This window comes from Runella defluvii, from assembly GCF_014195535.1.
GTDB classification, from domain to species: Bacteria; Bacteroidota; Bacteroidia; order Cytophagales; family Spirosomataceae; genus Runella; species Runella defluvii.
The window spans coordinates 410,893-431,704 of sequence record NZ_JACIBY010000001.1 but is presented as its reverse complement, the minus strand read 5'-3'; the positions used below and the strand labels follow the sequence as shown (position 1 = coordinate 431,704).

13 protein-coding genes are annotated in these 20,812 nt (G+C 47.3%); 2 read left to right on the top strand and 11 right to left on the bottom strand.

Annotation, left to right across the window (positions count from 1 at the left end; all coding sequences use genetic code 11):
- Positions 1-6: 6 nt before the first annotated feature.
- From FHS57_RS01740 to FHS57_RS01725, 4 genes are all read right to left on the bottom strand, one after another.
- The gene (locus tag FHS57_RS01740; RefSeq protein ID WP_183971132.1) at positions 7-2,424 is read right to left on the bottom strand and encodes a hypothetical protein; all 2,418 of its coding nucleotides are present in this window, start codon (positions 2,422-2,424) and stop codon (positions 7-9) included.
- A 125-nt stretch (positions 2,425-2,549) separates the two neighbouring features.
- Positions 2,550-4,223 carry a SusD/RagB family nutrient-binding outer membrane lipoprotein gene (locus tag FHS57_RS01735; RefSeq protein WP_183971131.1) on the bottom strand — a complete coding sequence of 558 codons (1,674 nt, stop codon included), beginning with the start codon at positions 4,221-4,223 and terminating at the stop codon, positions 2,550-2,552.
- 12 nt (positions 4,224-4,235) lie between these two features.
- A complete protein-coding gene (locus tag FHS57_RS01730) occupies positions 4,236-7,904 on the bottom strand; it encodes a SusC/RagA family TonB-linked outer membrane protein (RefSeq protein ID WP_183971130.1) in 3,669 nt (1,222 codons plus the stop codon).
- Positions 7,905-7,939: 35 nt separating this feature from the next.
- Entirely contained in the window at positions 7,940-8,944 is a 1,005-nt protein-coding gene (locus tag FHS57_RS01725; RefSeq protein WP_183971129.1) for a FecR family protein, read from the bottom strand.
- A 164-nt stretch (positions 8,945-9,108) separates the two neighbouring features.
- On the opposite strand from FHS57_RS01725, the gene FHS57_RS01720 reads away from it, so the two are divergent.
- The gene (locus FHS57_RS01720) at positions 9,109-9,681 is read left to right on the top strand and encodes an RNA polymerase sigma factor (RefSeq protein WP_183971128.1); all 573 of its coding nucleotides are present in this window, start codon (positions 9,109-9,111) and stop codon (positions 9,679-9,681) included.
- A 6-nt stretch (positions 9,682-9,687) separates the two neighbouring features.
- Here the strand turns inward: FHS57_RS01720 and FHS57_RS01715 are convergent, their stop codons facing one another.
- From FHS57_RS01715 to FHS57_RS01685, 7 genes are all read right to left on the bottom strand, one after another.
- Positions 9,688-10,287: a Uma2 family endonuclease gene (locus FHS57_RS01715; RefSeq protein WP_183971127.1), complete on the bottom strand. Its 600-nt coding sequence runs from the start codon at positions 10,285-10,287 to the stop codon at positions 9,688-9,690.
- 56 nt (positions 10,288-10,343) lie between these two features.
- Positions 10,344-11,843 (bottom strand): DUF7133 domain-containing protein, encoded by a 1,500-nt coding sequence (locus tag FHS57_RS01710; protein WP_229601233.1) that lies wholly within the window; start codon positions 11,841-11,843, stop codon positions 10,344-10,346.
- Positions 11,844-12,014: 171 nt separating this feature from the next.
- On the bottom strand, positions 12,015-13,100 hold the full coding sequence (locus FHS57_RS01705) for a plastocyanin/azurin family copper-binding protein (RefSeq protein ID WP_183971126.1): 1,086 nt from the start codon (positions 13,098-13,100) through the stop codon (positions 12,015-12,017).
- 190 nt (positions 13,101-13,290) lie between these two features.
- On the bottom strand, positions 13,291-14,967 hold the full coding sequence (locus FHS57_RS01700; protein WP_183971125.1) for a D-alanine--D-alanine ligase family protein: 1,677 nt from the start codon (positions 14,965-14,967) through the stop codon (positions 13,291-13,293).
- Between the two features lie 72 nt (positions 14,968-15,039).
- The gene (gene bla, locus FHS57_RS01695; protein WP_183971124.1) at positions 15,040-16,038 is read right to left on the bottom strand and encodes a class A beta-lactamase, subclass A2; all 999 of its coding nucleotides are present in this window, start codon (positions 16,036-16,038) and stop codon (positions 15,040-15,042) included.
- Between the two features lie 21 nt (positions 16,039-16,059).
- Positions 16,060-18,123 carry a glycoside hydrolase family 97 protein gene (locus FHS57_RS01690; protein WP_183971123.1) on the bottom strand — a complete coding sequence of 688 codons (2,064 nt, stop codon included), beginning with the start codon at positions 18,121-18,123 and terminating at the stop codon, positions 16,060-16,062.
- Between the two features lie 33 nt (positions 18,124-18,156).
- Positions 18,157-18,777 carry a DUF4230 domain-containing protein gene (locus tag FHS57_RS01685; RefSeq protein WP_183971122.1) on the bottom strand — a complete coding sequence of 207 codons (621 nt, stop codon included), beginning with the start codon at positions 18,775-18,777 and terminating at the stop codon, positions 18,157-18,159.
- 288 nt (positions 18,778-19,065) lie between these two features.
- Between FHS57_RS01685 and pyrG the strand changes: the two genes are divergently transcribed.
- Positions 19,066-20,757 (top strand): CTP synthase, encoded by a 1,692-nt coding sequence (pyrG, locus tag FHS57_RS01680; RefSeq protein ID WP_183971121.1) that lies wholly within the window; start codon positions 19,066-19,068, stop codon positions 20,755-20,757.
- Positions 20,758-20,812: the final 55 nt, after the last annotated feature.

Below are 20,812 nucleotides of genomic sequence, written 5' to 3'. Positions count from 1 at the left end.
CGCACCTTATAATTCCGTACGAATCAGCGAAACTTCAGCTACTTGTAAGCCCCGTTCGGCCTCTTTGCAGTTCCACTGAAACACCACTTCGCCGTTTTTAATGGCCTGGGCAGGTACTTCAAACTCGTATTCGGGTTGTTCGCCCAGCTTGATATAATCGTGGATGAGGCTACCGTCGGAAGTCATCATGCGTACATTCGACTTAAACCTACCGCTGTACACCACTTTCACTTTGTACTTCACTCCCTTTTCCAATTGGTCGTACTTGATTTTCAGAACATTATCGTACAACACTTCGATTTGGCTCGTCCATGCCCTCGGCACGGCTGGAACGGGCGTGCTCATTCTTGGAAAACTATCAAAGTACTCTTTGGGTAAGTTCATGCCATAACCTATCCGCGACGATTGGAGGCTTTCGGGGTCGTTGTTCCAGTTGTGTTTGGTAGGCACTACCCGCGCACGGCTCGTTGGGTTCATAAAATGATCGTAAATACCGCCTTTGCCTGGGTAGGTGCGACTGAGCAAACGCGCCAATGCCTGTTGCCCCTGCGTGTCGTCCATTTTTTCCACTTTTTTCAGCTCGCGCAGTAGCCACGGTGCATCGTTGAGCGGATAATCGAGGTTATCAATAAAATTGCCCCGACCTGGCATAGCGCCGTGTTTGGTCACCGTCAGCTGCGCCCCAATGCTCCTATGCAACGAATCGGCCAAAGCCAAGCACCGTTCTCGTAACAAAACACCAACGGGTTCATTCCACGCTTTGCTCAACACGTTTATGGCTTTTTGAGCTTTGGCTTGGACATTGCCTTCTCCCGACTTCAGAATTTCGTAGGCTTGGTGCTCCAGCTGGGTTTCGTAAATGCTTCTTTCCCGAACGTAGGCATCAAAATACGCCCGAATCAATCCCATTTGAAACCGAGGATTGGCCAGAAGCGTTTTTGAAGCGGACTGCTCCATTTTTTGCCACCTCAGTAGCGTTCGTTCGATTTGATTGGCGGCCAACACAGGCCCTTTAATGTTGGTTTCTAATTCTGATATGCCCAACGCCCCGTCCATGGCTAAGTCTGCCCCAAAAAACAAGCGACTATAGTCTTTTAACGTCTCTCTGACGTCCGTTTTGGGATCCCAATCTTGGTCGCTCCAGATAAATTTGTTCACATCGTCGTTGGTTCCTTCGGAATAACTGATGCTTCCAATGCAGTACGGCGCGACGATGTTGTGGAAAAACTTCTGGTCTTTGGGGCGAGGATTCACCGCTTCACGGCCAAGCGTAACCGCCCAAGCAGGATCCCAGTCGGGTTCGGGGTATTGTGCGGCGATGGAGTGCGTAATGTCTGGATAGTTCCGAATTGGAATCGACGGCTTCACAATTTTACGAATTTGGTCAATCGGCACTTTCACCCAAGGCCCATAGACAATGCCCCCCAACCAAGGATAGCCTTTGTTGACATGCCGAAAAAAAGCCTCAAACCACGCTTTGGTGGGTTTAAACGACTGGGGCGAAATCCAAATTTTTGCTTTGGGATGGTATTTGTTCAACAGCAACGCCATTTTATCCATCCACTCAAAAAGCTCGTCGGGTTCGAGTTCGCCTGGGTCGCCGCCTGGCACAAAAACGGCGTCTATTTTTGAAACAGCTTTAAAGACTATTTCGCGGGCGGCCAACTCATTTTTTACTTTTTCAGGCGTTGTAAAATCTTTCCCAATGTTGGGATACCACATCCAAACGTCCAGCCCGTAGCGTTGGCAAATCCGCGCTTGTTCTTTGACCATGTCCAACGTGGCCAATTTCATGTGACGGCTGGTTGGCTCGTCGTCGGTGCCTGGCGGGAGAATTTCGATGCTATTAGCCCCAAAAAGTGCCAATTCGCGAATGTATTGGTCATACTGCGCCACGGTGAAGGCATCGTACGAGTTGGTTTTGGGACGATAGCCCAATTGATGTCCTCGAACGAGGTATTTGGGACTGGTAGAAAGTCGCAAGTCGGCAGGAAAACGAATGTGTCCTTGGGTGATTTCGGCCTTGCGGAGCAAACGCCCCACGCCGTACAAGACGCCTCGTACGTCTTTTCCCACAATCACAATTGCTTTTTTATCCGCCAAGGCCACCATCCGAAAGCCTTCTTGGGTAGGTGCCGCCAATCGAAGCAGGTCGGTTCGTAGCGTCGAGGATAATTCCGTGAGGTTTTTATCCAGTACCAAATAAATGCTGGCATTGGTCGTTTCTGACAAATTGGGAGAAACACTGGGTGTAATTCCCGAACGCTTTGCGATTTCTTCCTGCAAAACGTTGACAATTTCTTTGAAAGCAGCCGCATCGGCAGGGCGATGGTGAATACTGGCTGGGGTCAGGTCTATCCACGATTGGGCATGGCCGACGTGAAAAACAATAATAAAGAGGAGTGCGGTTAAAATAGATTTCATTGGTGCGTTATTTCAGAATCAGATTTTCCAAGTACAAAAAGAATCTTCCCGAAAGTTTACACTTTCGGGAAGGCTTTAAGTAGAGGAACTCTAATTTTTCAAAGTCAAATTGTGCCAAAAACTACCTAATTCCAAGGTTTGCTTGTGCCTTGAATGAGCCACATTTTGGCGTATGGGTGGTCTTTGCTTTGTCCTGATGGGATATAGTTGGTGCTTCCTAAGCGCTCAACGGCGGAGTTGTAATTTGTCAAATAAGACGGGTCTTGGTTGGGAGACGGATACATGTATCGAATCGGCAAAGCTTTGCCAAACTGCGCTACATCGCCCGCCTTCAACGCAGGAAAGCCCGTTCGTCTCCAGTCAAACCACGACTCAATACCAAACCAAGAGGAAAGCCATTTTTGCTCCATAATTCGCTCCAGCTTGTTGGAAGCCGACGCATAACTAACCAACGGCTGTGCGTAGTATTTTTCATAGTCATAACTCGCCGTAAATACCCCTGCTTTGTCCATAGAAGCCCGAATGGCTTTTTTATAGTGGCCTTCGGCATCGGTCGCCCCAAAACTTCCCGCCAAAGCTGCTTCGGCCAGAATAAACTCCACCTCGCTGTATGTTATGATGTTCATTGGAACATACGTATCCGTGTTTTTACGGTAGCGTTCGTGTAAGAAAGAAATGTAGGGGTTGCGTTCGTTGTTGTAAGCCGTCGCGTCATTGCCTTTGTTGTAAGCGACAGCTTGCGTAATGGCCAAACCCACTGGCAAACCTACATAAAGCGACGTATCTACATTGGTAGCCGTTGTGGGCACATACACCACCGAATAGCTTTCGCCGTAGCTATTTTTGACCGTTACGGTTGTTTCTTTGGTGACTTTGGTATCCCATTTTCGCTGCACAGGTTGTATCCAACGTTGAAGACGCGGGTCATTTAGGGCGATTAACTTATTAACAAATGGCTGTCCAGGCTTTAGCAAAAAGTTGGGATTGGGCGAATTGAGCGGCCCACCTGGGGCTGAATTATCGGCACTTGCACCGACAAACGCCATCGAGGCATCATCGCTATTGCTCGTAAAAGCATCGGCAGACGCTTCCGTAAATTCTGTTTGAATATTTACGCCCAAGGCACTCATTTCGGAACGTTTGTCGGACAAGCGCAAGGCGTAACGCAAACGGAGCGAATTGGCCAATTTCCGCCATTTTTTTCCGTCTCCTTTGTACAAAATATCGGACGTCGGGTTGACGGCATCTTTGCTTTCGAGGCTGTTGAGTAAGGTCACGGCTTGTTTCAAATCGGTCATAATGCCTTTATACACGACGGCCTGCTCATCGTATTTTGGAAAAAATAGACCAGAAGATGCCTTGAGCGACTCTGTGTAAGGTATATCACCGTACAAATCGGTTAATAAGCCAAACACAGCCGACCGCATCGTAAGGGCAATGGCCTGAAAAAAGCGGTTATTTTCTTTGATGCCTTTGTCGTAAATCAACTGATTATTGCGCAAAATCTCATAATAACCGTTCCACGACTCTTGCGTCCAAGCGTATTGGTTGATTACCGCCGCTCCTTCGTTGGTTCCTGCCTGCATGTATTGCATCGCTGCCCCAATTTTAGACCCGTCTCTGCCTAAGCTAAAGAAAGTTTTGCCCGTGTTGGACAGCACATAGGTCATAATGTAGTTGGAAGAAACATCTTCTGGACTGTTAGGATTTTTGTCGATTTCGGTCAAATCTTGGCACGAAAACAGCAAACCACCTACGGTTAAAGCGGCAATCCCTTTTTTTATGTTTGTGAATTTCATCGCTACCCAATTTTAAAAGTCAACATTCAATTTGAAACCTACTGAGCCAGTGATTGGCATCACGTTGTAATATTCAACCCCTTGCGACCAGCTGGTACCCGTGGGACGGAAGGCGCGCTCAGGATCCAAGCCCTTGATTCCGTGACGGGTCCACATGTACAGGTTGTTCCCAACAATCGACAAAGAGGCGTTTTGAACTTTGAAACGGCTCACAAAGCTTTTTGGCAAAAAGTACGTAACCGAAATTTCTCTCAGCTTGACGTACGTGGCACTGTACAAATTGCGGTCAGGGAAAGGACGATTAGCGTAGCGGTACGCGCTGAATGGGTCAATCCATTTGCTGCCCGCTCCGCCCAAATTTTCCACATAAACGGTATTTCCTGCGGCATCTTTGGTAGCAAGAACCCCAGGGTTCAGGCTGGCATCTTGCAGGCGTTTTGCAGCTTCGGTGCTTCCTTCAGGCCACGCAAAACCTCCATAAGCGGCGTTTCTTCCTCCAACCCAATTGCCGAGATACATGTCTGGATTGGCTTTGATTTGTTCGGCAAGGCTACGCGATGGGTCATACGACACGCCTGACAAGGTTTCGTCAAGCATTCCGTTGTTTCCAAGAAACATCATGGTATTAGAATAAAACTGTCCTCCTTGGCGCCAGTCGATATTGGCAAAAATGCTCAAGTTTTTGTAGCGAATCGTCGGCTGAATCCCCATGAGGAAATTATGGTTAAAGTTGCCGATTTTCATCAAGTTGTTGGGGTCGTTATCGGTTTGGTAAAGCCCTCCGCTGGTCACAATCGGATAATTATAATAAGGCGACGCTTTATCTTTTACCCTCAACATTGGCGCCATATAAATATCGCCCACTTGCCCTCCTTCGTAGGTACGAACCTCCGCGCCGCTGTACGATGTAAACGAGAAATACTTGATTCCTTCGGCCAGTTTACGAATGTAGGTGCGGTTGCGAGTCAAGGTAAAATTCATGTCCCACGTAAAGTCTTTGGTTTTGATGGGGGTTGTGACTATCCCAATCTCAAAGCCCTGACTTTCCACCAACCCCGCATTGATTTGCTTGTTGCTCGCTCCTGATTCAATGGGGGTTACGATAGAAAGCACTTGGTTTCTGTTGCCGCGTTTGTAGTAAGTGGCTTCTAGTCCAAGTCGGTTTTTGAAGAATTTAAAATCCACCCCAATCTCATGCGAAGTCGAAATTTCGGGTTTCAAATCAGGGTTTCTGAGTACGCCCGCCATGTACATACGTTTGGCCGCTCCCCAGTCGAGCGCAGTACTGTACGTTTGTGAACGGCTGTATGGGTCAACGTCGTTACCGACTTGGGCAAAGCCCGCGCGTACTTTGGCAAAATCAACCCAAGATGGCATTTTGACTACTTCTGACAACAAGACACTCAACGACGCCGACGGATAGAAGTACGAATTGTTTCCTTTTTTGAGCGTACTCGTCCAGTCGTTTCGGGCGGTCAAATCTAAATAAACAAAATCCTTGAACCCAAGCGATGCCGACGCATACACACCATAAAGCAGTTTTCGTGAAAAAGAACTCAGCGGATTGAACGTTCCAGGCGCACCGTTGGCAATGGTGTATAAGCCTGGAATTACGAGTTCGGTTGTGGCATTGTACAACGACTGGTAGTATTGTTCCAAACGGTTGGCCCCCACCATCGCGTTGAGGCTCCAGCTGTTTTGAAAGCTCTTTTTATAATTGAGCATCAAATCCAAGTTCTGTTCTTTGCGGTAATCGTTGGAAATGGTATAACCACCTTTCAACGCTTCAAAATTGCTGTACGCTTTTTTGGACTCAAAAATCTCGCTGTACGAATCCCGCGCGTATTTGCCCGTTAGGGTCAATTCATTGGTAAAATCATAATCCATTTGAATTTTAGCCACCGTACGGTCGCGGCTAAAACCCGTCAGGTTTTCATAGACCAAAAAGAAAGGGTTGTTTTGTTTGTCTTTGTATTTAAGTTGGGCAATCCCCTCTTGGCCTGGCAACCAATAGTTGCGCAAATCGTTGATATTCACCTGCGAACCCATTTCGTAAACACTTCTAACGGGGTCGTTGCGGCTGGCGTCAATCAACGGTCGGTTGTCTGAGCCCGACTGGGTTACATTCAAGCTTACCGACGTACGAAACTTATCTGTAATGTTATACGCAGAATTGAGGGCAATCGTCAAACGCGATAAATCGGTGTTTGGAATAATGCCCGAGTTGCTCATATTTCCTACCGATAGACGGAAATTTCCTTTTTCATAATTGCCATTCACCGACACGTTGTTGGTGTTGGTTACGCCCGTTTGAAAGAAATCGTTGAAGCGGTTTGGGTACGAAATCAAGGGAGCTTTTTGGCCGTTGCTGTTCCACAAAACCCAGTTTTCGCCCGCATCTAAGGCAGCGCCCCAGCTTTCGTTTTCGGCTTCTTCCAGCACGTGCGCACCCGTTTTTCCTGAACCAAATTTGTTTTGAACGTGCACATATTCCAACGGCTTGTCCATCACTACGGAAGTGTTCAACGACACCCCAATGCCTTTTTTACCTCCTGTCCCCGATTTGGTCGTAATCAAAACCACGCCACTTCCTGCCCGAGAACCGTACAACGCCGCCGCACTAGGCCCTTTTAGGATCGAAATATTGGCAATATCGTTGGGGTTAATGTCCGAAATTGGATTTCCCATGTCGGCCCCCGCAAAGGAGTTGGTCATGCGGTTGGCAACGGGCACACCGTCAATCACAAACAAGGGTTGATTGTCGCTGTTGAGCGAGTTAGCACCGCGAATCACCATACTCACCGATGAACCAACGGCACCACCCATTTGTGAAATCTGCACCCCCGCCACTTTTCCCGCCAAGGTGTTGAGCACGTTGTTTTGGGGCGTTTGGGTAAGGGCGGTACTTTCTACATTCCCCACCGAATAGCCCAACGAGCGCTTTTCGCGTTTGATACCCAAGGCCGTTACAACTGCCTCGTTCAACACGATAGCGCTTTCTTCTAACTCTACTTGTAAATTGGTTTTATCTCCCAACGCCACTTCTTTGGTTTGGTACCCGATAAACGAAAATACCAAGACCGAGGTAGAAGCGGGGGCATCGATGCTAAACGAGCCATCACTTCCCGAAATCGTTCCCGTTTGGGTGCCTTTTATCACGACGTTGACGCCAGGCAAAGGTGCTCCATCCGACTTAGCCACCACCTTCCCCGCAATCACCTTCACCAATTTTCGGGCAGGTGCTAATGCCTGTACTTCCGAAACTTGAGGCGTGGAGGTGGTTGCGGGGGGCGTTACTCGCAAGGGTTCTTGTACAAACCCCGCCCATTTGGTCATGGGCGTCAGTAAGTACAGGTTTTTGTCGAGTTTTTCATAGCGCAGATTTAGTGTGGATGATATAAAATCTAGTTCTTTTTCAAGCGACCCAAACTGTTGCACACCATACTCAATGGTTTTGTTTTCAACGGTTCGTCGGTCATAAGAAAAGGAAACTTTGTATCTCGACTGAAGATCTTTCAAAGCGCTTTTGAGCGATTTGGTCGTTGTTGACTTTTGGTACTGACCCTGAACTGCAGCTACTTCGCGCGAGGCCAGTAATTGTCCCGATGCCTGAAAGGCAAAGCAGCAAAACAGTAGCCCCAGCACCTGTTGCCGTGATTTCCGACGGTAGAAACTTTTCATATAGACAATGGTTTGATATTCTAAAAACCTAACAATCAATTGTTAATAGACTTACGCACTTGAATTCCGCCCTCCACACGAACCACCTGGCCTGGGTACGCTTTTTCCAAGGCATTGATGAGCACGGCGGGGTCGTCAGACGGAAAAGCTCCGTTGAACTCTCCAAGTTCGCTGCCTGGCTCTACTTGCACTTTCAGGCCAAAGCGCCCTTCTAACGTTTTTTGAATTTCGGCCAACGTAGCATTTTCAAAAACCACTTTGCCCGACTGCCAAGCAGCATACGTTTGAACGTTGATTTCTGATTTTACCAAGCCACCCGAAGCCGTTGAATATTCCACCAAATCGCCTGGTTTCATCACTAATTTTTGGGCGTGGTTATTGGCCAATGACAATTCTACTTTGCCCGATTCGAGCGCCACGGATGTCGAGCTAGCGGCCTGTCGGACGTTGAAGCGTGTGCCCAATACCGCCACATCCACCTCGCCCGAATGCACCACAAATCCTCGGTGATTGGGCAAGTGACTTACGTCAAAAAATGCTTCTCCTTTGAGCCATACTTCTCGGTTTCCAGTAGCGTGTTGATTCAAATTTTCTACTTTCAACTCAGCCCCTTTGTTCAGTTTTACCAAAGAGCCGTCGGCCAGTTTCAGTTCCATCATGTGCTCCGAAGCCACATATATGTTGTCGGCCTCTGCTTTGTTCAGGTACCAAACCAGCCCAAATGCCATCAAAACACTCGCTGCGACAGGCCACGCCCATCGAACAAATACACGCGACAGCGAACGCGTTACGGGCTTGGTTTCTTCCCAATCTTGTACCCTCGACATCAATCGCGCAGTCGCTTGCTCTATCTGCTGCTCATTGACCAGCCTCTCTTCTTCGTTTTGCATAAATTGCAACAAAGACACGGCCTCGTCCACGCTCGCCTTGAGGGAAGGGTTTTCGGCCATTGACCTATTCCATTTGTCAACCGACACATCATCGGTTCGGAAATACCAAGCAAGAAAGGTCTCGTCGGTCAGCAATTGTTCTGGTTTCATATCAAGATTATTAACCCTTTCATGTACCAGTACCGCAAAGCATCACGGGATAATCATTTTTTTTCTTATTTTTTTTTTATTCTCAAAAAATTCAAATTGCTACATCATTAAATAGCCTACTTTTGCTTCACTTTTGTAATAGTGGTATATAAACACTTGGTTAGATGGATGAAACTCAATTGTGGAAGGGTTTTCTAAACGCCGACCAAAAAGCTTTTGAGGGACTTTTTAAGAAGTATTACAGGCCGTTATATCTGTATGGGTATAAAATTGTCCGTAATACGCAGCTTTTGGACGACTGCATCCAAGACCTTTTTTTTGAGCTTTGGACGTCCAAAGAACGTCTGGGGGAAGTTACGTCGGTCAAGGGCTATCTCTTCAAAGCCCTGAAATTTAAGCTGACACGGGAGTTGCGGAAAGAAAATCGCTTTGATGCCATTGAAGAAGAACCCAATGAGTGGTTCGAAATTAGCCACGAAAGTTGGTTAATAGAACAACAAACCGACCATGAACAAAAAGAAAGGCTCACACATTTGATAAGCCAACTTACCAAACGGCAGCAAGAAGCCCTTTATCTTCGTTTTTTTAGCCAATTAAATTACGACGAAATCGCCGAAGTGATGAAGCTGACCTACCAAGCGGTCGTCAATTTGATTTACAAGTCCGTAAAGTTTCTGCGAGAACACCTTGTCCCCTTCCTGATTCTCTTGATACAGGCTTCGTTGGGGGTGTTTTAGCCCCCACTACCCCACTCGAAACGGGCTGACAATCGCCGAAAATCGAACACTCTCGTAAATGGTGGAAACGGCTAATGTAAAACCCAAACGATCAAAAGAAATTGTATCGGTTAGCTTCTCATACGTTTGATACAACCACAACTCAGGGTTGTCAGTACGGCTGTACAATTCAACACTGCATTCATACTGAGAAACAATGAGATAATACTGTACCGAAGGGATTTTTTTGTACTTTTTGAGTTTGAAGTCTTTATCGTATTCTGCTGTACTCTTTGAAAGAACTTCTACTAACACAGAAGGATAGGCTACTACATATTCATCTTCTTTATCCCGTTCATCGCAGCTTACCATCACATCAGGATACGGATAATACGCATTTTTTATCGCCTCTAATTTTACACTTTCACTGAATACATCACATCCTTTCGGGCGAAAAACACGCTTCAAAGCACTCTGAATATTATCAGTGATAATGTTATGATTTTTGGAAGTACCTGCCATTGCAAATACCTCACCCTCATAAAATTCATACCGAACTTCACTCTGGTTATCGAGCTCAAAATATTCTTCTAGCGTATAATGTTTTTTCTCCAATTGTGCACTCATGAGCCTCTCAAGTTTAGTAAGTAGGAAGGCAAAATACGCTTTTCTCCGCTGACTTCCTACTTCAGTTTATTCAACGTATAATAAATCGCGCGGTTCATTAGCAGCTTTCCGTCAGCAGTTTTTAGTTCGCCCATTTTGAGGTCATAAACGTAGCCCGCTTTCAATTCGGCCAATTTGAAGGACACTTTTTTTCCGTCGGGCGATACCGTCACTTCTCTCACGGCGACGTCGGCCACGTCGGTTTTGGGCGAGCCGTAGGGGCGGTGGTATTTGTAGTAATAACGCTGAAATTTATACAAACTCGGATTGGCCGCTATCTTGGCATCTACGGGCAGCGAAAACGTAAGTTCAAACCCTTCTTTGGTGAGGTTCATGGCCATGATTTCTAGCGGAACTTTGCCCTTCCAATGAATACGCGAAAGTCCTTCGTCGCCTACCCAACCGTGGTCGTTGTGTCCAATCCACAAATCGCCGTTTTTATCAAATACCAAGCGGTTGTTTCCCTTCAATAGCCCCGTTCCGTCGCCAAAAGCCACGCAAGCGCCCTGCATTTGTCCACCCACTTCTTCCATCAACAAACGCACCAAACGCGGGTAATCCATTTCTCCAATGAATAGTTGCCCCGTAAAGGGTCCAAATTTTCCACCCGTGTTATCGAGCAAAGGCTGCGTCACCGAATGGGCGATTTCGGTATGTGGAAACGCAATTGCTTCGCGGGTACGCATACTGTCAAGCTGTTCGACGGGCAACGAAAGGGGCTTAACGCGAGGAAAGTCTTTTTTCCAAATTAAGCTTGCCACGTGTCCGTAAAACTTGTCTTTTTCAACGTGATACAACGGACTTGTACCGCGCCAATCTCCCTGATTGTCTGACACATACAAACGACCTTTGGCATCAAATCCTAGCCCATTGGGTGAACGAAAACCTGAGGCATAAGGCTCCAATTTTTGCGTTTTTACGTTGTATTTCATCACCCAACCACGGTACGGCACACACGAATACATCCGCCCATCGCGGCTCAGTGAGTCGTACGTACCGCGAATTTCGGGACGAATCCCCGCACCGTTGGAGGCGACGTTGAGGGCAATAAAATAGTTACCGTCTTTGTCTTTGAGCGGCCCAAAAGCAAACTCATGGTAATTGCCCGACATCCCAAAATCGTCAGTGACAGTCTCATAAACATCCGCCACGCCGTCGTTGTTGGTGTCTTTGATGCGCGTCAATTCGGGGCGCTGCATCACCAAAATCTCCGTATTACTGATGGCTGCTACGCCCAACGGATCGTGCAAACCTTCCGCAAATTTCTTCCAAACTTTGGTTTTGGGGTTGTACGTCATCACCTCCCCCAAGTGAAAACACGCCACCAACCGTCCGTCGGGCATAAAATCCATCCCGCCCGTCTCGGCCCGTAGCCCTTTGGGCAGTTTGATTTGCTCGGTTTCGTAATAATTGGTAATCGTGTCGCGCTGCGCAAACAACGGACTTATGATCAATTGAACCAAAAAATAGACAATCAAAAAGCGTTTGTGTGGTCCTCTACTTTTGGGTGAATTCATTGTTGATGCTATGCTTAATTGTATTCGTTTTACGTAATTTCTTTTTTGATAGTTTTCGGTTGTGAGCAACCGAAAACACAATCCGTGCAAGCGGTTACTCATAACCGCGACCCGCTGCGAACTAAATTTCGTCGCAAGATTTTCGGTTGTGAGCAACCGAAATCACGGCTGTTAATGCCCGTGATGCGCTCCGTGAGCAACGGGGGGAGCCTGCATCGTCACGACGCATTTGGTCGTGCCTTTAGGCAGCGTCAGCGTACCGTTTTGCCACTTTCCCACCGACGACTTGTAGGTAATACCATCCGTAGGCTGGGTCACCAAATACACGGTTTGGGTGGTAGGTTTACTAAAAACAAACGTCCGCGATACTCCTTCGTCGTTGGGCAATGCCTTGAGCGTTTCGCGAACCTCTACCCCATCAATAGCATATCGGAACGTCGGCAGGCGATTGGTCAGGGTATAACCTTTAAAATCAACTTCGGGTAACTTATCAGCTTTCCCTACGCGCAGTGGGTAGGTGACGTTGTCTTTAAAATAAATTGTTCCTTGGATTTTGCCTAGCGCATTTCCGTTGCCTTTCCAATGGTCGGTGTTGTCCACAAATCCGCCTCGCCACGCATAACGCAAATAACACTTACCCGCATCAAAACAGTAAGCATGAGACGCCGACAACGCTACGGCAATGGCCGCGGGGCTACAGTCGGGCATGAACGTACGGTAAAGCAACGGATATTCTAACGGAAAAGGGTGCGGCGAACTTGGGATGCGCTCCAACGTTTGGCGCGAAGGTGGAATGTTGGGGTCGGTTGCAAGCAACGGCAACGGCTTGGTAGTGACGTACATCGCACCGTACATCACATAGCCGTGTCCTGGGTAGGTACACACGTACGGGTACACACCTTCGGTCGCAGGTGCAGTAAACGTGATGGTTTCGGTGGTATTAGGCACTAAGATTTTGCTCGCCACGAGTACTTCGGGCATGGGCGGAACGTAATTGACTGCTTGGGCTTTGTCCCCCATTTTGATGACGGTTTCTACCACGAGTAGGCGTTTATCGGGTTGAGTAATCACCAGATTGTGCGCCATGTCGTCTTCGTTTTTAAACAAAATCTTAACTTTTTGATTGGGTTTGACGGCAAAACGCGCCAAATCAAATTGAAGTCCCGTGATGGCTTGCAGCGTAATGGTGGTGTCGGACTGCGCCCACGAACGGAAAGCGAACAAAACAACGAATAGTCGAAAAGCTACTTTATACATGATACTGACGTAATCGGAAAGGTCTCTTGCTATAAATACTGAAAAATGGGAAAATTTACTCCCCCATCATCCGTATTTCAAAAAGAAAAACGCTGGAGTAAACAAATTGTTCTCAAAAGAACCTTGTTTTACTCCAGCGTTTTCAGGAATTCAACGCCATTTTTTAGAGGTGAATCCATTGGGATTCAAATCAACCCACAAAACGCTTCGTAACGTTGATGGCTTTGGCGCGGGTTTCTTCAATCAGCGGATGAATGGGCTGCGCCAACGCCTCTAAAACGTCGTCGATGGTATCTTTGAATAAGAGATTGACTGGCATCACAACTTTTTCTGATTCGCTGGTTTGCAACACGGCAATAGGTTTTACTTTGCCCGAAGCCGACAATTGACTAAAACGACGGCGGCCATCCAAATAGCCTTCTTGGGTGGGTTCAAACACCACTTCTTCGGTTGTAATTTCGGCCAATTGAGCGGCAATTTTTTCGTCCAATGCCGCCAATAATTGGCGCAAATGCACCGTGTCTTTTCCAGTACGAATGCGTTCGCGCAACGACTGACGAATCAAGTATGTGATGGCGTGCGTAACGTCCAAACCAATTTCCGCCATTTGTTTAAAAATCAACGACGTTGGCGACATCCCAGGCAGGGTGTTGGGGTCGTGGAGCAATACGCGTCCGTCGGGCGTTAAAAATCCGTCAATCCGTGCGACCGAATTCATGCCCATTTTTTCAAATACCAGCGCAATGTTGTACTGAATCTTTTGGTTGTTTTCGAGCGACGTACGTACGGGAATAAATTTCCGAGTAACGTTTAGTTTATATTTTGTTTTAAAATCAAACGTCTGATTTTCTTCGAGTTTGGCAATCTCAGTCGGCGGCAACGCAATCACCGTACCATCGTTGTCCTGAATCACCCCGCACGAAAACTCTTGACCTTTCACAAACTCCTCCAACAAGACTTGGTCTTCGGCGTTAGCGGAAAGTAAAGCCCCCTTACCCCCAATGGGGGAATAATTGTTTAATTTCTCAATCAATTCGGTGGGGTGATAGATAAATTCGCCCGTTTGTTCTATCACGACTGGATAACCGATGCTTTCGTCGAGATTGGCAATGCGCTGCGCAAATGCGTGTTTTTCCTCATTCGAATAGCCTTTCCATTCGTCGGTGGTTACTTCCAAAGCAAAAAAGCACTGGTTCATGGCTTTCACAAAGTCTTCGAGGCTATCTTCTTTAACAATTGACACCCCAATCGACGAGCCTTGGTGAGGGGCTTTTACCACAATCGGCAAGCCCAACTCTGCTTTGGCTGCTTCAAATACCTCGGCGGCTTCCGTTCCACGCCATTGTTCCCAGCGAACCACCTGCATTTTTTTCTGCTGGCCATTGGCGCGGGCGATTTGCTCATTTTGCAAAATTTTATCAATACTCACTGCCGACCCCAATAAGCCTGGCCCCATATACGGGATTTTATGCCACTCCAACAAACCTTGGATAGCACCGTCTTCGCAGTCGGGACCGTGAAGGATGATAAAGGCAAAATCGAAATACGTTTTAAAGTTTTTCGGCTGAATTGGCGTTCCAATAGCGTGCATCAATGCCTCAATTTCCTGCGGAGCCAACTGCTGCTGCAACGACTCGATATACACTTCAAACCCACCGTCGCGAAACGCAGGCCCAGGATAAAATTCCCGAATCCCCGAATGATACAATTTTTCCTCGTCGGTCAGGATAAAATTACCGAGGCTGTCCACAAACACCAATACAGGGGTGAACAACGTTTTGTCGATGTTTTCGTAGGCAGTTTTACCACCCGCATAAGAGATTTCGCGCTCACGCGCTGGGCCGCCAAAAAAGATTCCGATACGCATTTAAATTGAGAATTTGAAAATGTGGCAAGAAGATATACTGGCAAAATTACTGTCTAAACAACGTTTTGGAAGCTATTTCCCTAAAAAATAATCCCACGCCACTTTGGCGGCTTCTGCGATGGCTCGGTCGCACTCCGCTTCTGGGAGGGTGGTATTGTTTAGGAAAACTGCGATGGCAAACCGCTTACCGTTGGGCAACTGTACAATACCAATATCGTTGGTAGCCGTGATAACTCCTTGTTTGTTTACGCCCGAATAGCCCGTTTTGTGCGCTACGATTGTTCCTTGCGGCAATACTCCTTTCAGTTTACGCGGCCCCGTGGTGGTGCCAACGAGGGTGTTCCACAAGAAATCCCAGCTGTTTTTGGAGAGGACCTTCTTTTGGTGAAACACCGCCAGCAACTTCGCGGCCGAACGCGGCGTGCTCCAGTTGTCAAATTGTACGCGGTCATCGGCGTGCATTTCTTCTTCGGTACCTACGATATTTACCTCATTGATACCAATGCTTTTGATGTATTTATCCACCACTTTGGTCCCACCCACCAAACGAAACAAAATATCACAGCCGTTATTATCGCTTTGCGCCACGGTGTATTCAAGGATTTCGCGCAGCGGAAGTTCGACCTCACCGTTGGGGTATTTTTCCCGCAAAGGACTCCACGTATTAGGCAACAAGTCTTTTTTAGTCACTTTTATTTTTTGTTCCAACGCCCATTTTCCCTTATCGACTTCACTCAATACCGCCAAGGCCAAGTGGAATTTATACACGCTCTGCATTGCAAAACGCCCCTGCCCATTGACACTCACTGTATCGCCGTTACTCAAGTCAACTATACCGACACCCAACATTCCTTGGGTAGTAGCAGCAACGCGTTGTAAACGCTGCCGAAGCTCGTTGGTTTGACTCCAAGCTGAGCCCCAGAAAAGAAAAAAAGTACCTACTAAATAGATGGGTAAAAATTTCAGGGCATTTGTCTTAGTATAATCCGTTGGCTTTGAATGGATAACTGTTAACAAATAACGATTAACTTGTGCTTTAGCACTTAAAATGGCTAATGTTGAGGGTTTCATTTTGTTTTTGATGAATATAAATTACTGTTTAATGATGCTAATGGCACACCCTCCGCCTTTGGCAAGTCGAATGCTCAGGGTGGTTTTGTTAGTAACGGTCATTTTTTCGATTTCATACGCCTCGGGATTTGTTTTCCAATCAGCCCCCTCCCCGTCGCGGTAAATGGTGGCTTGGTACGTGGCTCCTTCCTCCAAAAAATCAAAGTTTAACACCGAAGTCCGCGCGTTTTCGTCCGAAATAGCCCCCAAAAACCAGTTTGGTTTTCCTTTTGCTTTGCGGGCAATGGTAATAAAATCGCCTGGCTCAGCCGCCAATACTTTGGTATCGTCCCAGTCCACGGGAACGTCCTTGATAAACTGGAACGCATCCAAATGTTTGTTAAAGTTTTCGGGAAAATCGCCCGCCATTTGCAAAGGACTGTACATGGTCACGTACAACGCCAGTTGTTTGGCCAAAGTCGTCCGAACGCGCGTCGTGCGCGAAGCATCGTACTGGTTGAGTTGGAAATGGAAAAAGCCAGGCGTATAGTCCATTGGGCCACCCATCAAGCGCGTAAACGGCAAGATGGTTTCGTGCTCGGGCACAAGTCCTAGTTTAGGGGCGTTGTTAAACTCATTTCCACGGGCGGCTTCGTTGGCCAGCCAGTTGGGATACGTCCGATGCAAGCCCGTAGGGTGCGCAGGCTCGTGGGCTTCCACCATGATTTTGTACTCGGCGGCTTTTTGGGCCACGCGCTCATAATGATTCACCATCCATTGCCCATCGTGGTGTTCACCGCGCGGAATAATCCGCCCCACGTAGCCCGTTTTGACGGTATTCATCTGATTATCTTGCATGTAGCGAAAGGCTTTATCCATCCAACGCTCATAGTTGGTCACCGCCCCCGACGTTTCGTGGTGCATGATAATCCGAACGCCTTTTTGACGAGCATAGTCGGTCAGTTCTTTGGTGTTGTAGTCAGGATAAGGGGTGATAAAATCGAACACATTTTCTTTCCAATTGCCAAACCAGTCTTCCCAACCCTCGTTCCAGCCCTCTACTAGCACCCCATCAAAGCCGTGTTGAGCAGCAAAGTCGATGTAGGTTTTTACGTTGGCCGTATTGGCTCCGTGCTTGCCAGAGGCTTTTTCCCAAGTCGCTTTCCCCACGTGCATTTCCCACCACATACCGATAAACTTTTGGGGCTTAATCCACGAAACGTCCGTAATTTTTGAAGGTTCGTTGAGGTTCAATATCATTTTCGACGCCAAAATATCCGTCGCTTTATCACTTACGTTGATGGTACGCCACGGGGTTGTAAATGGCGTTTGCAAATAGGCTTTGTTGCCCACCGCATCGGGCACAAGGTGAGAGGTCAGGGTAAACGTTTTTTTGTCCAAAGCCAAGTGCATCACGGGGTAATTGACCAACGCCGCCTCGTGGAGGTTGACGTACATTCCCGTTGGGTTTTTTAGCATCAGCGGCACTTGAATCACGTTTGGCCCAATGACCGATTTGAGCGCGATGTCGGTTTCCTTAGCCGCCGCCGCCACTGCGTCCACTTGGCTCAACGGAGTAGTGTTGTACAAATACTCGTTGGTATCATAATCGCCTGGAATCCAGAAGGCTTTGTAATCGCCCGCCAAGTTGATTTGCGTCAGTTCGTCGGCGACTACAAAGTGATTGAGGTGTTCTTGTTTTGGAAATTCGTACCGAAACCCTACTCCTTCGTTGAACACCCGAAAGGCCACTTTCACTACAATCCCCGCTTTGTCTTTGAGCGTCAGCGTGAGGGCTTTGTAGTGGTTCCGAATTTGATTCACTTCCCCCCAAACGGGCCTCCACGTTTCGTCCACGGTGGACGAGTCTATGCTCACCAGCGAAAATTGCGTCAGCATCGTTTTGGGGCGACTCAGCGAAAACCCCAACGTGGACGGCTCCACAAACGTATTTTTTTTGTAGGAAACGCTGTACGACACCGTGCCGTTGGCGGCAAGTTGGGTCTTGAGCACAATGTTTTTGTCGGGCGACGCCACGGTCGTGGTTTGGGCATGAGCGCCCCCTAGCCCCGCCACCAATAAGCCAAGTAAAAGTGTTTTTTTCATTTGTATCATCATAGGTTAAAAACTCATTTTGTGTCACCGAGGCTTCGCCAGCGTCGCTTTCATCCGATAGCGAAGCACTACTTTTTTCCCTGATACTTTTTCCAGTACAGGTTTCAAGATTTGATTGGCGTTTTGTTTGGTCTGCTCCAAAATCCCCATTTCTAAGGCCGCTTTTTGAATTTGCTGTTCGGCATGTTGATAAGCCGCTTGCACGAGTTTTGCCTCTTCCATGAAGGCGTATTCGGTGTTATAAACTTTCGATTTGGAATGGTCGATTTTGTAACTGCAAAGCTCGGGTTCGGGCAAATGTACAATGACTGTATCCGACGCCTCCGTGACGTCAGAAGTGGTGATTTTGGTCAAATCAATGCAACCAATCGCTTCTCCCTGTACTATCAAAACCGCTTTGGCATTAGGAAGCCATTTCGTCACCTGTTCGTGCTCGACAATGTCCTTAAAATTGTACCGAACTAACTCTAATTTCCCCAGCGCTTGTACTTCTTCGAGCACCACGGCGTGGGTAGTTTGGGTCTCGTTTTCAGCCCCTAGCGAAAACCAATTCCCCGTTTTGAACGCTTCCCACAGCGCAATTACTCCGCTGATTAAGACCACTGCAAAAACAACCCGCAACAACAAACGAAAAATCGTGGACATAGCAAGAAATTACTTAATTTGAAAATGAGAAAATTTAAAAATAAAAACACTCGCTCTACAGGGAATAATCCTCCGAATCACTTCTCTGAGTAAATGTACAAAAGTTAGATTAATCTCTTGGTAAGCCAGCAACAGAGATAATTATCAACTTTTTTTAATACAATTTTCACTGCTGTCTATCAACGACTTAGCCTTTTTATTAAAAACCAAGTTCAATTTAGATAGCGACACAGACGTAAAATTATGTACCTTTGTATCCCGTAACCAGTCCAAACAAACTCCAAAGTCATGGCTGCTCACGGGCAAAAAACCGCAAAATATATCTTCGTTACTGGCGGTGTAACATCTTCATTGGGAAAGGGGATTATTGCCTCTTCACTCGCAAAACTCCTCCAATCACGCGGATTGTCGGTCACGATTCAAAAATTTGACCCTTACATCAACGTTGACCCAGGAACACTCAACCCCTACGAACACGGTGAATGCTATGTAACAGACGACGGCGCCGAAACTGACCTCGATTTGGGGCACTACGAGCGCTTTTTGAATGAGCGTACCTCGCAAGCTAATAACGTCACAACGGGCCGTATTTATTACGACGTCATCATGCGCGAACGCCGTGGTGACTTCTTGGGAAAAACCGTACAGGTCGTTCCTCACATTACCGATGAAATCAAAAAACGAATGCTTCTTCTCGGCGAATCGGGCGAATACGACATCGTGATTACCGAAATCGGAGGCTGTGTGGGCGATATCGAGTCTCTCCCCTTCTTAGAGGCCGTTCGTCAGTTGAAATTTGAATTGGGCGAAAACGATGCATTGGTCATTCACCTGACGCTGATTCCGTATTTGAGTTCGGCAGGTGAGTTGAAAACAAAACCTACCCAGCACTCAGTTCGTATGCTCCAAGAATCGGGGATTCAACCCGATATTTTGGTATGCCGTACGGAACATCCACTTCCGCACGAAATGCGCCGTAAAATCGCGTTGTTCTGTAACGTTCAACCCGCTTCGGTCATTGAGGCCATGGACGCATCGACGATTTACGACGTACCACTTTTGATGAAAAAAGAACGCCTCGACCAACGCGTGTTGTATATGCTAGACATCTACGACGACAAAGACGTGGATTTGGATGCATGGCAAACTTTTGTGGACCGCCTCAAAAACCCAAAACACCACATTCGTATTGGCTTAGTGGGTAAATACGTCGAATTGCACGATGCCTATAAATCCATAACTGAGTCGTTTATTCATGCAGGTGCGGTTAATGAGTGCAAAGTCGAAATCGAATGGATTCACTCAGAACACCTCACTCCTGAAAATGCGGGCGAGAAAATGGCGTCGCTCGACGGTGTTTTGGTAGCTCCAGGTTTTGGCGAACGTGGTATTGAAGGTAAAATTGCCGCTGTACAGTACGTTCGCGAACACAACATCCCGTTCTTTGGGATTTGCTTAGGTATGCAAATGGCCGTCATTGAATACGCTCGCAACGTGTTGGGTTGGGCCGATGCGCACTCCACTGAGATGGACAGCGAGACCGACCACGCGGTGATTGGCATGATGGAAGATCAGAAAAACATCACCAACAAAGGCGGAACAATGCGTTTAGGGGCTTATGCTTGTAAGTTGCAGTCGGGTACGTTGGCGCATAAGATTTATGGCAAAACCAAAATCAGCGAACGCCACCGCCACCGCTATGAGTTCAACAACTTGTACCGCGCCGATTTCGAAAAAGCGGGCATGACCATGTCGGGTATCAACCCTGAAAACGACCTTGTAGAGGTTATCGAACTTGCCAACCACCCGTATTTTATTGGAGTACAGTATCACCCTGAGCTCAAAAGTACGGTCATGGCGCCGCACCCATTGTTTGTTCATTTTGTGAAAGCATCGTTGAACAATGCCAAACAAAAACGTTCGACCAAAAAGGTTGTTGTCGTAGAAATGCCTACCGAACCAGCGGCAGAAACGGTGTAATAATTGTTGATAAAACCATTTTTTATTGGTGCTGAGAGACGCGTCTTTCAGCACC

Excerpts from the sequence above, each read along its gene's own strand:
- FHS57_RS01740 (WP_183971132.1), bottom strand. The coding sequence starts at position 2,424 with ATGAAATCTATTTTAACCGCACTCCTCTTTATTATTGTTTTTCACGTC.
- FHS57_RS01735 (WP_183971131.1), bottom strand. The coding sequence starts at position 4,223 with ATGAAATTCACAAACATAAAAAAAGGGATTGCCGCTTTAACCGTAGGT.
- FHS57_RS01730 (WP_183971130.1), bottom strand. The coding sequence starts at position 7,904 with ATGAAAAGTTTCTACCGTCGGAAATCACGGCAACAGGTGCTGGGGCTA.
- FHS57_RS01725 (WP_183971129.1), bottom strand. The coding sequence starts at position 8,944 with ATGAAACCAGAACAATTGCTGACCGACGAGACCTTTCTTGCTTGGTAT.
- FHS57_RS01720 (WP_183971128.1), top strand. The coding sequence starts at position 9,109 with ATGGATGAAACTCAATTGTGGAAGGGTTTTCTAAACGCCGACCAAAAA.
- FHS57_RS01715 (WP_183971127.1), bottom strand. The coding sequence starts at position 10,287 with ATGAGTGCACAATTGGAGAAAAAACATTATACGCTAGAAGAATATTTT.
- FHS57_RS01710 (WP_229601233.1), bottom strand. The coding sequence starts at position 11,843 with ATGAATTCACCCAAAAGTAGAGGACCACACAAACGCTTTTTGATTGTC.
- FHS57_RS01705 (WP_183971126.1), bottom strand. The coding sequence starts at position 13,100 with ATGTATAAAGTAGCTTTTCGACTATTCGTTGTTTTGTTCGCTTTCCGT.
- FHS57_RS01700 (WP_183971125.1), bottom strand. The coding sequence starts at position 14,967 with ATGCGTATCGGAATCTTTTTTGGCGGCCCAGCGCGTGAGCGCGAAATC.
- bla (WP_183971124.1), bottom strand. The coding sequence starts at position 16,038 with ATGAAACCCTCAACATTAGCCATTTTAAGTGCTAAAGCACAAGTTAAT.
- FHS57_RS01690 (WP_183971123.1), bottom strand. The coding sequence starts at position 18,123 with ATGAAAAAAACACTTTTACTTGGCTTATTGGTGGCGGGGCTAGGGGGC.
- FHS57_RS01685 (WP_183971122.1), bottom strand. The coding sequence starts at position 18,777 with ATGTCCACGATTTTTCGTTTGTTGTTGCGGGTTGTTTTTGCAGTGGTC.
- pyrG (WP_183971121.1), top strand. The coding sequence starts at position 19,066 with ATGGCTGCTCACGGGCAAAAAACCGCAAAATATATCTTCGTTACTGGC.